This window comes from Pseudomonas sp. Z5-35 (assembly GCF_051131945.1).
GTDB classification, from domain to species: domain Bacteria; phylum Pseudomonadota; class Gammaproteobacteria; order Pseudomonadales; family Pseudomonadaceae; genus Aquipseudomonas; species Aquipseudomonas marvdashtae.
Genome location: NZ_CP071640.1, coordinates 432,865 through 447,476, shown reverse-complemented (window position 1 = coordinate 447,476; position 14,612 = coordinate 432,865). Strand labels below are relative to the sequence as shown.

13 protein-coding genes are annotated in these 14,612 nt (G+C 61.9%); 5 read left to right on the top strand and 8 right to left on the bottom strand.

Going from position 1 to position 14,612, the window contains the following annotated elements; translation table 11 throughout:
* Positions 1 to 181 precede the first annotated feature (181 nt).
* On the top strand, positions 182 to 2,053 hold the full coding sequence (locus J3P95_RS02170; protein ID WP_434578895.1) for a DEAD/DEAH box helicase: 1,872 nt from the start codon (positions 182 to 184) through the stop codon (positions 2,051 to 2,053).
* Between the two features lie 69 nt (positions 2,054 to 2,122).
* On the opposite strand, the gene J3P95_RS02165 is transcribed toward J3P95_RS02170, so the two are convergent.
* The 3 genes from J3P95_RS02165 to J3P95_RS02155 all read right to left on the bottom strand — a co-directional run bounded on the left by J3P95_RS02165 (position 2,123) and on the right by J3P95_RS02155 (position 5,990).
* Positions 2,123 to 2,704 (bottom strand): YceI family protein, encoded by a 582-nt coding sequence (locus tag J3P95_RS02165; RefSeq protein ID WP_434578897.1) that lies wholly within the window; start codon positions 2,702 to 2,704, stop codon positions 2,123 to 2,125.
* A gap of 32 nt (positions 2,705 to 2,736) precedes the next feature.
* On the bottom strand, positions 2,737 to 3,288 hold the full coding sequence (locus J3P95_RS02160; protein ID WP_305498213.1) for a cytochrome b: 552 nt from the start codon (positions 3,286 to 3,288) through the stop codon (positions 2,737 to 2,739).
* 941 nt (positions 3,289 to 4,229) lie between these two features.
* On the bottom strand, positions 4,230 to 5,990 hold the full coding sequence (locus J3P95_RS02155) for a flavin monoamine oxidase family protein (protein ID WP_434578900.1): 1,761 nt from the start codon (positions 5,988 to 5,990) through the stop codon (positions 4,230 to 4,232).
* Positions 5,991 to 6,212: 222 nt separating this feature from the next.
* Here J3P95_RS02155 and J3P95_RS02150 point away from each other — a divergent pair, with 222 nt between their 5' ends.
* Together J3P95_RS02150 and J3P95_RS02145 are read left to right on the top strand one after the other, a co-directional pair.
* On the top strand, positions 6,213 to 7,619 hold the full coding sequence (locus tag J3P95_RS02150; protein WP_434560346.1) for an adenosylmethionine--8-amino-7-oxononanoate transaminase: 1,407 nt from the start codon (positions 6,213 to 6,215) through the stop codon (positions 7,617 to 7,619).
* 154 nt (positions 7,620 to 7,773) lie between these two features.
* Entirely contained in the window at positions 7,774 to 8,493 is a 720-nt protein-coding gene (locus J3P95_RS02145; RefSeq protein ID WP_434578902.1) for a 16S rRNA (uracil(1498)-N(3))-methyltransferase, read from the top strand.
* Positions 8,494 to 8,521: 28 nt separating this feature from the next.
* On the opposite strand, the gene J3P95_RS02140 is transcribed toward J3P95_RS02145, so the two are convergent.
* Together J3P95_RS02140 and J3P95_RS02135 are read right to left on the bottom strand one after the other, a co-directional pair.
* The gene (locus J3P95_RS02140; RefSeq protein WP_434578904.1) at positions 8,522 to 9,424 is read right to left on the bottom strand and encodes a transporter substrate-binding domain-containing protein; all 903 of its coding nucleotides are present in this window, start codon (positions 9,422 to 9,424) and stop codon (positions 8,522 to 8,524) included.
* Between the two features lie 22 nt (positions 9,425 to 9,446).
* The gene (locus J3P95_RS02135) at positions 9,447 to 10,688 is read right to left on the bottom strand and encodes a D-amino acid dehydrogenase (protein ID WP_434578906.1); all 1,242 of its coding nucleotides are present in this window, start codon (positions 10,686 to 10,688) and stop codon (positions 9,447 to 9,449) included.
* 105 nt (positions 10,689 to 10,793) lie between these two features.
* Between J3P95_RS02135 and J3P95_RS02130 the strand changes: the two genes are divergently transcribed.
* Positions 10,794 to 11,717: a LysR family transcriptional regulator gene (locus tag J3P95_RS02130; protein WP_434560338.1), complete on the top strand. Its 924-nt coding sequence runs from the start codon at positions 10,794 to 10,796 to the stop codon at positions 11,715 to 11,717.
* Here the strand turns inward: J3P95_RS02130 and trhA are convergent.
* The gene (gene trhA, locus J3P95_RS02125) at positions 11,705 to 12,322 is read right to left on the bottom strand and encodes a PAQR family membrane homeostasis protein TrhA (RefSeq protein WP_434578908.1); all 618 of its coding nucleotides are present in this window, start codon (positions 12,320 to 12,322) and stop codon (positions 11,705 to 11,707) included. The genes J3P95_RS02130 and trhA overlap by 13 nt on opposite strands.
* Positions 12,323 to 12,455: 133 nt before the next feature.
* Between trhA and J3P95_RS02120 the strand changes: the two genes are divergently transcribed.
* On the top strand, positions 12,456 to 13,370 hold the full coding sequence (locus J3P95_RS02120) for a LysR family transcriptional regulator (RefSeq protein WP_434560334.1): 915 nt from the start codon (positions 12,456 to 12,458) through the stop codon (positions 13,368 to 13,370).
* Positions 13,371 to 13,436: 66 nt separating this feature from the next.
* Here J3P95_RS02120 and madM read toward each other — a convergent pair whose 3' ends face one another.
* Together madM and madL are read right to left on the bottom strand one after the other, a co-directional pair.
* Positions 13,437 to 14,201, bottom strand: a complete 765-nt coding sequence (madM, locus tag J3P95_RS02115) for a malonate transporter subunit MadM (RefSeq protein WP_434560332.1) — start codon at positions 14,199 to 14,201, stop codon at positions 13,437 to 13,439.
* Between the two features lie 5 nt (positions 14,202 to 14,206).
* On the bottom strand, positions 14,207 to 14,599 hold the full coding sequence (gene madL / locus J3P95_RS02110) for a malonate transporter subunit MadL (protein WP_434560330.1): 393 nt from the start codon (positions 14,597 to 14,599) through the stop codon (positions 14,207 to 14,209).
* Between the last annotated feature and the right edge of the window lie 13 nt (positions 14,600 to 14,612).

Sequence of the window (14,612 nt, the reverse complement as noted above, 5' to 3'; positions counted from 1 at the left end):
CCCGGTCTTGCAAAAGGCATCCCGACACCGCTACAGCGCAGCTTCCAGCCCGCGCGAGCCCTGTCCGGACCCGTCTTCCAGACCCGGCGGGACCGGACGGGATGAGGTCTTCGATTGACCCCATTCGCGCCAGGCAAGACTATCCCTTTGGGCCAGGCCCTCACTAAAAACAGGATTACTCATGTCCTTTGCTTCCCTCGGTCTCTCCGAGGCTTTAGTCGGCGCCATCGAAGCCGCCGGCTACACCCAGCCTACCCCGGTGCAACAGCGGGCTATCCCCGCCGTGTTGCAAGGTCGCGATCTGATGGTCGCCGCACAGACAGGTACTGGCAAGACCGGCGGTTTCGCCCTTCCGATCCTGGAGCGGTTGTTTCCCAACGGTCACCCAGACAAATCCCAGCGTCATGGCCCGCGCCAACCGCGCGTACTGGTCCTGACCCCCACCCGCGAACTGGCGGCCCAGGTACACGAAAGCTTCAAGGTCTATGCTCGCGACCTGAAATTCGTCAGTGCCTGCATTTTCGGCGGCGTCGGCATGAACCCGCAGGTCCAGGCAATGGCGCGTGGCGTCGACGTGCTGGTGGCCTGCCCCGGTCGCCTGCTGGACCTGGCTGGCCAGGGCAGCGTCGATCTGTCCCACGTGGAAATCCTCGTGCTGGACGAAGCCGACCGCATGCTCGACATGGGTTTTGTCCATGACGTGAAGAAAGTGCTGGCCCGCCTGCCGGCCAAGCGCCAGAACCTACTGTTCTCGGCGACGTTCTCCAAGGACATCACCGACCTCGCCGGCAAGCTCTTGCACAACCCGGAACGCATCGAAGTCACGCCGCCGAACACCACGGTCGAGCGCATCGAGCAACGCGTATTCCGCCTTCCATCCAGCCATAAGCGTGCGCTGCTGGCGCACCTGATCACCACCGGCGCCTGGGAACAGGTCCTGGTGTTCACCCGCACCAAGCACGGCGCCAACCGCCTGGCCGAGTACCTGGATAAGCACGGCCTGCCGGCTGTGGCGATCCACGGTAACAAGAGCCAGAACGCCCGCACCAAGGCCCTGGCCGACTTCAAGGCCGGCGAAGTGCGCATCCTGGTTGCCACCGACATCGCCGCTCGCGGCCTCGACATCGACCAGTTGCCGCATGTGGTCAACTTCGAACTGCCGAACGTCGATGAAGACTACGTACACCGTATCGGCCGTACGGGCCGGGCCGGTCGTTCGGGCGAGGCGATCTCCCTGGTCGCGCCGGACGAAGAGAAGCTGCTCAAGAGCATCGAGCGTATGACCAAGCAGAAAATCGCTGACGGCGACCTGATGGGCTTCGATTCCAGCACCATTGAGGCTGAAAAACCTGAAGTGCGCGAGCGTCCGGATGTTCGTAACCCGCGCAACCCGCGTGGTCCACGCGGCGATGGTCCAAACGGCGGCGGCGGTGGCGGCGGTCGTAAAGACAAAGGCAAGGACAAGGGCAAGGAAAAGGCGGCCACCAGCGGTCGCGGCGAACGTCCGGCCCGCGAGCAGAAGCCCCGTGAAGGTACGCCAGCCCGTGAGCAGCAACGCCCAGCACCGCGCGCCGCAGCCGATCGTGCCCCGGATGAGTTCCTTGACGATGATGTCGATAACTTTGGCAACCGTGTCGACTACGTGCCACAGCAGAAACCGGCCCAAGGTCGCGGTCGTCGTCCAGGCGCCCCGGCACCCGGCGCTGGCGCTGGCGCAGCACCACGCAGTGGCCAGCCACAGGGCGGTCGCCAGAACGGTCCGCGCAACAGCAACGGCTCGTCCACCGGCACGCCACCGGCCAAGCGCAGCGGCCCGCGCAATGGCGCTCCGCGTGACGGCCAGGCCCGCCGCGAAGACTCTCGGCCACGCCGCCCGGCCCGTGATGACGACCAGCCTCGCCAGGAACCCGCCGTGCAGAACCCGCGTGGCAGCCAGCCGAAAATCATGCACAAGGAATCGAAGGTCGATCGTTTCCCGACGCCTGAGCAGCTGGATCAACTGCCAAGCCGTCCACGCGGTGAGAAGCCGGCATTGCTGACGCGAAATCGCTGAGTTTTTCCAACGCTTGAAAAAACGCCCCTGGTCGCAAGACCAGGGGCGTTTTTTTGTCAGGCCCGAAAGTTACTTCGCTTGAACACCTTCAAACGTCACGTACAGCTCGACCACGTCGGATTTTGGTCCCAGGTCTTTCTGCTTGCCAAAGTCGGAACGCTTGATCGTGGTAGTGCCTTCAAAGCCGGCACGGTAGCCGCCCCATGGGTCCTTGCCTTCACCCAGGAAAGTGGCCTTGACGACGATCGACTTGGTCACGCCCAGCAGGGTCAGATCACCAGTCACATCGGCGGTGTTCGCGCCGGTGGACTTGACGCTGGTGGACACGAAAGTGGCCTTGCCAAATTTGCTGGCGTTCAGGAAGTCGGCGCTGGCGATGTGCTTGTCACGCTCGGCGTGGTTGGTGAACACGCTGGCGGTATTGACGTTGAATTCGATCTTGCTGGCTTCAGGCTTGGCGGCGTCGAAGCTGAACTTGCCGTCGATATCCTTGAAGGTGCCGGTGATGTAGCTGTAGCCCAGGTGGCTGATCTTGAAGTCGACGAAGGCGTGCTGGCCTTCCTTGTCGACCACGTAGTCTGCGGCCATGGTCTGGCCGGCGGACAGCAGGGCAGAACCGATTGCCAGGGCGGCGAGCGTCTTTTTCAACATGCTTTCTATTCCTTTGGAGTCGAGGTTGAACATCAGGCTTGGCGCCCCAGCATGCGCTTGAGGGTCGCGTCACGGTCGATAAAGTGGTGCTTCAATGCTGCCAACGCATGGAGGCCGGAAAAAATTACCAGCGCCCACGCCAGGTAGAAGTGGATCTGGCCGGCGACGTCTGCCTGATCAGGCAGTCCGGATACCAGCGCGGGTACTTCAAACAAACCAAACACCGAGATCCCGACACCGTCTGCGGTGGAAATCAGGTAACCGGCGATCATCACGGCGAACAGCCCGAGATACAGTGCACTATGACCAATCCTGGCGCCGACGCGTGTAAGGCGGCCATAGGTTTCCAGGGTCGGTGGCGGCGGGCTGACGAAACGCCAGATCACTCGCAGCACCATCACCGCCAACAGCACCAGGCCGATGCTCTTGTGGATGTCCGGCGCGTCTTTGCGCCAGGTGCTGTAATAATCCAGCCCGACCATCCACAGGCCCAGCGCGAACAGCCCATACACCGCCAGGGCAACGGCCCAGTGCGAAACGATGCTGACCCAGCCATAGCGAGAAGAGGAGTTGCGTAGCTGCATTGCTCATATCCTGTAAAAACTGTGACCAAGACTAGCGAGTTATCTATCGAATTAAAGCGGAAAATTTCGCTTTGAAATATCGAGAAATACGATCATCAGTCTGGGACGAGTGCGTTAAGGAAAGATTAAAGCGGATGCGTTGGTTGGTGCCGAAGGGGGAGCCAGGAGATCAGCTTGGCTGGAAGGCGTCATCGCGAGCGGATTCGGCCCCACCAAAGCCGAGTGGGGCGACATTTGAGGAATGTGGAAATTAAAACTTGGTCGTTTTCTCTACCGCCTCTCTAGAGTCAATTGTTGACGCATTCAGACCTGTAGGGATCCATGTCGCATCTATAAGCTAATTGAGGATCGTGCTTTTTAAGCACCATACGGCCATTAGTACAGCCACCGACACCAAACACTATCAATACAATTAAAGCCGCTATCAATCTCATCTTCGCTCCAGTTTTTACGAGCTAAAGCCTTGAATGATTAGTTCACTGAACATTTTGGGTTGTAGGGATCAAGGGTGCATTTGTACGCCAACTGAGGGTCCCGTTCTGGAATCATCGGAATAATCAGGGGATCCCGACATTCACCATACACACACCCGTACAGCGAAACTGATACGACCATTGCCATCAGTATTTTCATACGCGCTCCTGTTTTTCAAGGAGCCTGAACGCATGGCCCGGCGAGCTCTATCGGCTGCTTCCGGTTAAAGGGTGGGAAGTTTCCGATATATCGTCGAGCCCTGTAGGACGTCGGCGTAATGATCGACCCGTGGCGAGGGAGCTTGCTCCCGCTCGGCTGCGAAGCAGTCGTAAACCGGCGGGTGCGGTGTGTCTGATGTTCCGCATCGGGAGGGTTTGGGGCCGCTTCGCGGCCCAGCGGGAGCAAGCTCCCTCGCCACGGGTTTATTGCTTGCCTTAAGTGGACGGCAGCGTTCTTTCCACTTGACGTTACTGAGCCTTGGTCTCAGCAGTCGTTGCCGGTTTGGCGGCGGGCTTCTTCGCCGGTTCAGCCTTTTTTACCGGAGCCTTGGCCGGGGCTTTTTTAGCCGGGGCCTTGGCCGCCGGCTTCTTCGCCGCTGGCTTGGCCGCAGCTTTCTTGGCTGGCTCGGTCTTCGCTGGCGCCGGCGCGGGTGGTTCCACCGGCGCTGGGGCTGGGACGGGGGCCGGTGCCGGTGCTGGAGGCGGCGCTACCGGCTCGGGGGCCTTGGCCGGCTCTGGTTTCTTGTCGTCATCCGAGCCGCCGAACAGGTTGCTGAAGAAATTGCCTTTCTTCGCCGCCACCGCTCCGGCGGCAGCTGCTGCGGCCGGGGCGACTTTTGGTGGTTCGAACGACTTGCCCGCCGCCAGGTCTTCAACCTGGCTGGCGGCGCGCTGGCCGCTGCGCAGTGCGCCTTCCAGGGTGCCCGGGTACAAAGCGTCAGTGTGTTCGCCGGCAAAGGCTACGCGCTGCAAGGGCTTTTCCCACAGGCGCCAGTATTTGCTGATCTGGCCCGGACCAAACGCCAGGTACGCGCCGCCCATGGCAGGGTCGGTGCTGTAGCGACGGATTTCATAACCGGTGAAGGCGCCGCGCGCCTGTGGATAAAACGCGTGGAGGCGGATCAGCACCTGGTCGACCATCTGTTTGTCGCCGAAGGCCTGCATCACTCGCGCATTGTCGCCGGACAGGTTGATGACCACATTGGCGCCGCCCTTCATGGCCGGCTCGATCCACATCATGCCGAGCCCGGCGTTGCTGTAGATCTCGCCCGACATGCGTGCCTTGCTGTCCCAGACCGGGGTCTTGAACTTGAGCATGATCTGGTCGCGCCAGCCGTAGTTGGTGCCTTTGATCGCGCCAAGGTGCTGGGCATCCAGGGCCGGGGTCAGCTGGATCTTGTTCAGCGCCCGCAAGGGCACGGCCAGCACGACATAGTCGGCCTGGTAACCAACGCTGCCGACCTTGACGGTGACGCCATCCTTGTCCTGGGAAATGGCCGACACCGGCGAGGCGGTCTTGATGGTTTTCAGTTGCTTGACGAACGCCTGGGCCAATACCGGGCTGCCACCGAGCAGGCGCGAGGCGCGCAGGTCACGGTCGGACACGCCGCGATAGACGCGGTTCTGCTGGGCGAAATAAAGCAGCGACAGGCGCGACGGCTCGTCATAGCGCGTGCGGATTTCCTGGTTGACCAACTGTCGGGCGGTGGCCGGCAGTTGCAAACGGTCCAGCCAGTTAGACACGGTGATCTGGTCGAGCGCGTGTAACGTACTGGTCGCCGTCGGGTTCAGTGGGTCGTCGATGGAACGGGCCAGATCATCCAGGGTGGTTTCGTAGCGCTTGAGCGCTTCGGCGGTCGCTGGCTGCTTGGTCGCCAGGTCGGCGGCAGTAAAATAGGTGCCGTCGATCAGGTAGCTGGGGGTACGCACGAATTCCGGCGCCGGCGTAGTGCTCAGCTTGAAGGTCGAAACGTACTTGTTCAGTACCGGCTGGACCTTGTCGTTGCCGATCCACTCGCTGGTGGCCATGCCCGAACGGCCGCCCAGGCTCGGTTTGGCTTCCAGCAGGGTCACGGCCCAGCCCTTGTTTTGCAATTCGTAGGCCGCCGTGAGTCCGGCCAGCCCGCCGCCGATGACGATGGCCGTCGGTTGTTTGTCCTTGGCCAGCGCCGAAACGCTGAACAGCCCTATCATCACCAGCGCACAGGCGCGCAGCCAACCAGCAGACATTCAGCGAACTCCGGAATTACGTAAGAATTTTCGGTTTTTCGAGCCAGTCGGCTCCGGGAACGGCGAAGAATACGTCAGCCATCAAAACGCCGCCAGCGACGTCTATCGCCTCACCGAAACTAGCGCGGACGACACAATGGGTTGTTCCCCGGCCCGCCATTGCATAGGCTTGCGCGATTGTTTTGCCCGCGCCCGCCGCGAGCTGCCTCGAGGAGACTGTACATGGGCCTGAATAACCAGTGGATGCAACGCGACCTCGCGGTGCTGTGGCATCCTTGCACGCAGATGAAAGATCACGAACAGCTGCCGCTGATCCCTATCAAGCGCGGCGAAGGCGTGTGGCTGGAAGACTTTGAAGGCAAGCGCTACCTCGACGCCGTCAGTTCCTGGTGGGTCAACGTGTTCGGCCACGCCAACCCGCGCATCAACCAGCGCATCAAGGATCAGGTCGATCAACTGGAACATGTGATCCTCGCCGGTTTCAGCCACCAGCCGGTGATCGAATTGTCCGAACGCCTGGTGAAGATGACGCCTGAAGGCTTGACCCGGTGCTTCTACGCCGATAACGGCTCGTCCTGCATCGAAGTGGCGATGAAGATGAGCTTTCACTATTGGATCAATCGCGGCCGACCGGACAAAAAGCGCTTCGTCACCCTGAGCAACAGCTACCACGGCGAAACCATCGCGGCGATGTCGGTGGGCGACGTGCCGCTGTTCACCGAAACCTACAAGGCGTTGCTGCTGGACACCATTAAAGTGCCGAGCCCCGACTGCTACCACCGCCCCGACGGCATGGGTTGGGAAGAGCATTCGCGCAACATGTTCGCCGCGATGGAACAGACCCTGGCCGAGCACCACGACACGGTGGCGGCAGTGATCGTCGAACCGCTGATCCAGGGCGCCGGCGGGATGCGCATGTATCACCCGGTGTATTTGAAGTTATTGCGCGAAGCTTGCGACCGCTACGGCGTGCACCTGATCCACGATGAAATCGCGGTCGGCTTCGGCCGCACCGGGACGATGTTTGCCTGTGAACAGGCCGGCATCACGCCGGATTTCCTCTGCCTGTCGAAGGCCCTGACGGGCGGTTACCTGCCGCTGGCGGCATGCGTGACCACCGATGAGGTCTACAGCGCCTTCTACGACGACTATCCGACCCTGCGCGCCTTCCTGCATTCCCACAGCTACACCGGCAATCCGCTGGCCTGCGCGGCCGCCCTGGCGACGCTGGATATCTTCGAAGAAGACAACGTTATCGAAAACAACAAGGCCCTGGCCCAGCGGATGGCGAGCGCCACGGCGCACCTGGCCGACCATCCCAACGTGGCCGAAGTGCGCCAGACCGGCATGGTGCTCGCCATCGAAATGGTCAAGGACAAGGCCAGCAAGACCGCCTATCCGTGGCAGGAGCGCCGCGGCCTGACGGTGTTCCAGCATGCCTTGGAGCGCGGCGCGTTGCTGCGGCCGCTGGGCAGCGTGGTGTATTTTCTGCCGCCTTATGTGATCACGCCGGAACAGATCGACTTTCTGGCCGAGGTCGCCAGCGAAGGTATCGACATCGCCACGCGAGACACGGTCAGCGTGGCGGTGCCGAAGGATTTCCACCCTGGCTTTCGTGATCCAGGCTGATTGCACGCTTTCCCGTGGCGAGGGAGCTTGCTCCCGCTGGGCTGCGTAGCGGCCCCATTCTTGCGATTGCTGCGCAATCGAGCGGGAGCAAGCTCCCTCGCCACAACAGCACTTGACCATGCAGCAATGCGCACCCGTACTTAGAGAACAAAACATGAGACTGTCCCGCTTCTTCATCGACACGCCCCTGAGCCTCGGCGACCATGAACTGCCCGAAGCCCAGGCCCATTACATCGGCCGTGTGCTGCGCATGGCCGAGGGTGATGCGGTGCAGGTGTTCGACGGCTCCGGCCAGGAGTTTCGCGGCACCCTGGCCGAAGTCGGCAAGAAGCGTGTGCGCGTGCAGCTCGACGAACAATTTGCCGGCCAGGCTGAATCGCCCTTGCGTATTCACTTAGGCCAGGGCCTGTCCCGGGGCGAGCGCATGGATTGGGCGATCCAGAAAGCCACGGAACTGGGCGTCAGCGAGATCACGCCGATTTTCACCGAGCGCTGCGAAGTGCGCCTCAAGGATGAACGCGCCGACAAGCGTTTGCTGCACTGGCGCCAAGTGGCGATCAGCGCCTGCGAGCAATGCGGGCGCTCCACCGTCCCAGTGATTCATCCACCCTTATTGCTGGCCGACTGGTTGAAGCAGACCGCCGCCGAACTGAAGCTGGTGCTGCATCCGGTGGCCGAGCCGCTGGTCAGCCATGCCAAGCCGACAACGCTGGCATTCCTGATCGGCCCGGAGGGTGGCCTATCCGACGCCGAGGTCGGGCAAGCCAAGGGCAACGGCTACCACGCCGCCCGCCTCGGCCCCCGCGTGCTGCGCACCGAAACCGCGCCAGTGGTAGCGCTGGCCGTGGCGCAGCAGTTGTGGGGAGATTTCTGAAGCTGGAAATTTCCCCGGTGTAAAAAGTTTATTTCACCGGATCACTGGTCGGCTTGGCAATGATCGCCTTCAATTCGCTGGTCATGGGGAATTCCAGGTTCAAGCCCTTGGGTGGGATCGGCTTCTGGAACCAGCGATCATAGATCGCGTTGATCTCGCCTGACTTGTACAAATCCGCGAGGGTCGCATTAACCAGCGCGAGGAACCGCGGGTCGTCCCTGCGCACCATGCAACTGTAGATTTCCCGCGATTGCTCTTCCCCGACCACCACCCATTTGTGCGGATCGCGGGCCTTGGCCCGTTCGCCGTAGAGCAGCGCGTCGTCCATGTAGAACGCCGCCGCGCGACCGGTCTCGAGCATCTGGAAGGCTTCGCCGTGGTCCTTGGCGCTGATAACGAACATGTCGACCTGGTTGTCCTGGTTGTAGCTTTTGAGGAAGCGCTCGTTGGTGGTGCCTGCCGTGGTCACCACGTTCTTGCCGCGCAGATCGGCGAAGCTGCGGATGCCGCTGTCCTTGGCCGTCAGCAACTGGCCCTTTACGTAAATGAAGCCGTAGGAAAACGCCACTTGCTTCTGGCGCTCGGCGGTAACGCCGGTGGAGCCGCACTCCAGGTCCACAGTGCCGTTTTGCACCAGGGGAATGCGGGTTTGGGAAGTCACCAGGTTGTACTTCACGTTCAGTTGCGGCAGCGCCAGTTGCTGTTTGATGCGCTCGACCACCTTGTTCGCCAGTTCCACCGAATAACCCATCGGCTTGCCGCTGTTATCTGCGATATAGGAAAACGGCACCGAAGCATCGCGATAGCCCAGGGTGATGCTGTGGCTGCTGGCGATCTTGTCCAGCGTGCCAACCGGGGGCGGCTCGTTGGCGAAAACCTGGGAGCCGAGCAGCAGGCTCAGGGTGCAGCCGATCAACGTGATTTTTTGCATTGTTATACTCCGTTGCGGTAGGTCAGGCGGCGCGGGGCGTGAGGCCCTGCATGTCGATAGAAGGCGTGCGATGGCGGATCAGTTCGCTGAGCAAACGACCGCTGCCGCAGGCCAGGGTAAATCCCAAGGCGCCATGGCCGAGGTTGAGCCACAGGTTGCGATAACCCGTGGCGCCGATCAGCGGCACGCCGCTGGGCGTGGCCGGACGCATGCCCGCCCACTCGACGGCGCGTTCGTAATCGCCGACCAGCGGGAACGTTTCCATGGCCTGACGCCGGATCAGGGCCAGGCGTCTGGGGTCTGGCGCTGGGTCGAAGCCGACAATGTCCACCATCGCCGCCACGCGCAGTTGTTCACCGATGCGAGCGTAGACGACCTTGCGGTCATAGTCGGTGATGCTCAGTTCAGGCGCGCGGTGTCGCGCATCGATCGGCACCGTCAGGCTGTAGCCCTTGAGCGGGTACAACGGCATTCGCATCCCTGGCAATGCAAGCGCTGCGCTGCGGTGCCCGGCGGCGATGACCAAGTGCTCCACTTCCAGGCGTCGCTCGCCCAGGTCGACCGCTTGCACCGCCCCGTTGGCATGATGGATACCCGTCACGGCGCGCCCCAACATGAATTCGCAGCGCCCTGACGCCCGCAGTCGCGCCGCCAGTTGCAGGCAAAAACCGTGGCAATCGGCGACTTCCTCATCCGGCGTGTAGATCGCCCCCGCCCACGACACGCCAGCCAAGGCAGGCTCCAGGCCAGCGCATTCGGTTGGGCCCAGCACGTGCTGATGAACGTGATCGGTCACTCGCTGGCGTGCGTGTTGAAAATGGCCGGCACTGCGAAACGTCACCAACTTGCCGTTGCGCCGCCACTCGAAGCCGTCGAGACGGTCTTCTTCACGCCAGGTCTGGAGCGTCGCCTGGCTCAACAATGCCAGGCGCAACAGGTGCGCGCCGTTGCGCCGGTTGATCGAGGTCCGGCATGCGGCAACAAACGCCGCCATCCAGCGCCATTGCGCCGGATCCAGGCGCGGACGCAGCTTGAGCGGCGAATCGCCACGCAACATCCAGCCCAACGCCTGCCACGGCACGCCGGCGTCAGCCAGCGGCGTGACGTAGCGATAGGACAACTGGCCGCCGTTGGCGAAACTGGTTTCGCTGCCCACCTCATTCCGGGCGTCCACCAGCGTGACGTCGATGCCATCGCGAACCAGCGCATAAGCCGTCGCCAACCCGACCACACCGCCACCGATGATGCAGACCCGCTCAGCCATGTCCATCTCACACCCGTTTCGAATGGACCGAGATTAGAACCAGGTGACAGCCCTCGAACAATGAATAAAGATGGGCCTCCTATAAGCAAAGGTTATGGGCTTGCCATGCGCCTTCGTCATATCGAGGTTTTCCAGGCCATTCGCCAGGCCGGCTCCATCAGCGGCGCCGCCCAGTTGCTGCACGTTTCCCAGCCGGCGGTGACCAAGGTGTTGCAGCATGCCGAGCAGCAACTGGGGTTTGCGCTGTTCTTGCGGGTGCGCGGCAAGTTGCAGGCCACGCCCGAGGCGCTGGAACTGGAACGCGAGGTCGACAAGGTCAGCGAAAGCCTGCAAGGTGTTCGACGCCTGGCCCAGAGCCTGCGCCGCGAGCCGGGGCACAGCCTGCGGATCGGCGCCACGCCGGCCTTGGCCCTGGCATTGTTGCCCGCGGCGGTCCATCAATGGACCCGACGCTATCCGGACATCGTCTGCGAGCTGTCCAGCGCCCATAGCCGCGAACTGACGCAGAACCTGCTGATGCGTGAAATCGACGTCGCCCTGACCTTGCAACCTCCCGACCACCCGGGGCTCAAGGCCCAGCCGCTCGCCAGCGGTGTGTTGGTGGCGCTGGCCCCGCGCGACCATTGGCCCGAAGCGGCAATCGGCAGTCCGATGCCGTTGCAGGAACTGGCCGATGCGCCATTGATCGGCCTGTCCAGCACCGACCCTTTATCCGCTAGGCTGGACGGCTATCTCATATCGGTGGAGCCGCCACCGCGCGTCAACATCGCTGTGCAGACCTATTCTCTGGCCCGGGCCATGGTCGAGTCCGGCGCCGGGCTGGCGGTTATCGACCCCTTCACGGCCTTGGGCGCCTCGAGCACCCGCACGGCCATCCGGCCACTGGCGCCGCCTCTGCCCATTTGCCTTTACGCCGTGACCCGAGCCAACGAGGCTGCGGCGCATACGCTGGGCGCCTTGCTGGAGATTGTTGCCAGCCAGGCCCAGGCGCAGTTGGATCGCCTGTTCGCCACCGCTCAAAGCACATAGAACAGAATTGCCACGAAGTGCAGCAGGCTCCCGGCGATCACGAACAGGTGCCAGATGCCATGGGCATGGCGCAGGCGATGATCGAGGGCGAAAAAAATGATGCCGACGGTGTAGAGCACGCCGCCCGAGGCCAGCCAGGCGAAACCGGTGCTGCCCAGGGCCGCCAGCAACGGCTTGACCGCGATCAATACAATCCAGCCCATCACCGCATAGATGACAATCGACAGGATCCGCGCTTCGGAACGCGGCTTGATCTCCTGCAGGATGCCGATCACGGCCAGTCCCCAGACGATCCCGAACAAGGTCCAGCCCCACGGCCCGCGCAGGGTCACCAGGCAGAACGGCGTATAACTGCCGGCAATCAGCAGATAGATCGAAAAATGATCGACCTTTTGCATGATCTCTTTCCGGCGCCCGCGCACGCTGTGATAAACCGTCGAGGCGCTGTAGAGCACCAGCAAGGTGAACCCATAGATCGCCACGCTGACGATCTTCCAGGGATCGCCGGCCATCCCGGCAATCACCAGCAACCACACCGCGCCGATAAACGCCGCGACCGCCCCCACCAAATGCGTCCAGGCGTTGAGTCGTTCCCCGTGATACATCCAATCCCACCCTACATTCCGAAACAGGTGCCAAGGCTCAGGCTTGGCGCTTTAAAGTGCAATGGTTTGCTTTTTTAAATGGCTACACGGCTTCTTCGGGCACAATCAGGCCATACGAATAAGAGTCCACCCCATGTTGATCGACGAAGAATTGACCCTTAAAAAGCTCGAGGTGTTCCTCGCCTTCATGCGCACCGGCAACCTGGCGCGGGCAGCGGCCGATTTGCAGACCAGCAACGTCAGCGTGCACCGGGCCATTCATTCGCTGGAGAGCGCGCTGCGTTGCCCGCTGTTCAAGCACGAAGGCCGCAACCTCACTCCGCTGGAGAGCGCCTATGTGTTGGAAGAGCGCGCGCAGAAGCTGATCCAGGACGTGGTCGAAAGCGTGCGCCTGACCCGCGAGGCGGCCGGGTTTTCCGCCGAACGCTTCAAACTGGGCTCGCTGTATTCGTTGACGGTCAAGACCGTGCCGCAACTGATCATGGGCCTGAAGATCCGCCGCAGCGAACTCAATATCGACCTGATCATGGGCTCGAACATCGACCTGTTGTACAAGCTCAAGAACATGGAAGTCGATGCGATCCTGGTGTCCCTGGACGACAGCGTCAACGATCCGGACTGCGAGCAAATATCGCTGTTTTCCGATGACATCTTCCTCGCCACGCCGGCCGACTCACCCTTCGCCCAGCGCAGCGACGTCGACCTGGCCGAAGTGCGCAACGAGACGTTCATTACCTTGACGCAGGGCTTTGCCACGCATCAGGACGGCGTGCGGGTGTTCAAGCAGGCAGGGTTCGCGCCGAAGGTGGCGATGCAGGTCAACGACATCTTCACCCTGCTGAGCATGGTCAGCTCCGGGGTCGGTTATGCGTTGCTGCCGGGCAGGATTGCGGCGGTGTATGAGAACCGGGTGAAGCTGATCCCGTTGCAGGAGAAATACCGGTTGCAGCAGCACATCGGCGTGGTCTTCCTGAAGGCCAAGGAGCGTGATCCGAATCTGCTGGCGCTGTTGGCCGAGTGTCGGATGTATGCCAACCGCCAGGCCTGAAACCGAGCCTGTCATGATCGTTCCCACGCTCTGCGTGGGAACGATCACTCAACGATCGCTCAAGCCCTACCCCATCAACCCGCGCATGATCAGAAACAACAACGAAGGCCCAAGCAAGCACCCTAGCGCGGTGTAGAACGCCGCCGTCAGGCAGCCATAGGGCACCAGTTTCGGATCGGTCGCCGCAAGGCCGCCCGCCACGCCGCTGGAAGTGCCCATCAAGCCGCCAAAGATCACTGCGCTGCGCGGATTGTTGAGACCGATATAGGGCGCCACGAAAGGCGTCGCCACCATCACCAGAATGGCCTTGATCAACCCGGCGGCAATCGACAGCGCCATGACTTCGGAACTTGCGCCAATCGCCGCGCCGGTGACCGGTCCGACAATGTAGGTTACGGCGCCGGCACCGATGGTAGTCAGACTCACCACGTCGGTGTAACCAAAGGCCATCGCGACACCGACCCCGGCGACAAACGAGGTGCCCACCCCGACGAACAGCGCCAGCACGCCGACGAGTCCCGCGCGCTTGAGCTCATCGACGCTGACGCCAAATGCCGTGGCGACAATGGCGAAGTCCCGCAGCATGGCGCCGCCGAGCAGACCGATGCCGGAGAGCAGCGGAATATCCACGACACCTTTTTGCCCGCCGGTCATTGCACCACCGATGTACGCGAGCACCAACCCCAGCAAAATTGCAATGGCCGAGCCGTGCAGGCGCCCCTTGGTGAACGTGTCGCTGATCCAGTACGACACCCACATGGTGATGCCGACAATGGCAAAACCACTGATCAGGCCGTAGCCGGTAATCACCTTCATCATCGATTCGTACATGGCGGTCACCCTACGGTTTTCACGGAAACATCGGCTTCAGGCGTCTTGTTGCCGATGCGCACCAGCACCGGAACGAGCGCGAATGCGATGACCACCGCCAACGTCCCGGCCAGAATCGCCATAGGCCCGCCCTTGAGCGCGCCATAGACGTTTTGCTGCGCCGCCATCGCCACCACGATCGGGATGTAGATAGCGCTCCAGAACTCCACGCCAGCTTCGGACTTGCCCTTGAATAGGCCACGCTTGCTCAGGTAGCTGCCCAAACCTATCAACAGCAGCATCGCTAAACCGACACCGCCGACGTTGGCCGGCACGCCAATCAGCTTGCCCAGCAGCTCACCCACAAAAATACCCGCCAGGGTACAAAAGGCCAGAAACGCCACACCATAGATAATCATTGTCGTCATCCTC